The organism is Vibrio sp. 1180_3, assembly GCF_029478545.1.
Taxonomy (GTDB): domain Bacteria; phylum Pseudomonadota; class Gammaproteobacteria; order Enterobacterales; family Vibrionaceae; genus Vibrio; species Vibrio aestuarianus.
The window spans coordinates 1-708 of the sequence record NZ_SJFM01000149.1 but is presented as its reverse complement, the minus strand read 5'-3'; the positions used below and the strand labels follow the sequence as shown (position 1 = coordinate 708).

General features: G+C 56.8%; 1 pseudogene. It reads left to right on the top strand.

Annotated elements, in window-relative coordinates:
• Window positions 1-708: pseudogene (locus EYW48_RS21350) on the top strand (hypothetical protein); the annotation flags it as partial.

Genomic DNA, 708 nt, shown 5'->3' with positions numbered 1-708 from the left:
CCATCAGCAATGGTGGCAGCGCAAGCACAGTGACGCTGAGCCTGAATGAAGACGGCGAGATAAGCGACAGCAACTACAGCTACAACAATGGCACCATCACGTGGACAGAAACCGTGGCCGAGGGCGCGAGCATCAAAGTGGATGCGACGCAGACCGACCGCGACGGCAACGTGTCGAAGGAAGGCAGCGACAACGCGACCGTTGATACGGTGTTCATCAATGACGGTGACTACGCACCAAGCGTGAGCATCGTGGATGACAACAATCCAGACGATGGCGTGATCAACAAAGCCGAGCTGGGTAACGACAACGTTCAGGTGAGCGTATCGGTGAACGGTGCAGAGCTTGCGGAAGGTGGTTCAGTGAACCTGACCATCACCAATGGTGGCGTCGAGAGCACAGTGACGTTGAGCCTGAACGACGAAGGCAAGCTGGTCGATGCGGCTGGCACAGAATACACGTACGCGAATGGCACCATCACCTGGACAGAAACCGTGGCCGAGGGCGCGAGCATCAAAGTGGATGCGACGCAGACCGACCGCGACGGCAACGTATCGAAGGAAGGCAGCGACAACGCGACGGTTGATACGGTGTTCATCAATGACGGTGACTACGCACCGCTCGTGACCATCGTGGATGACCGCAATCCAGATGATGGCGTGATCAACAAAGACGAGCTGGGTAATGACCAGGTTCAAGTGAAGGTTG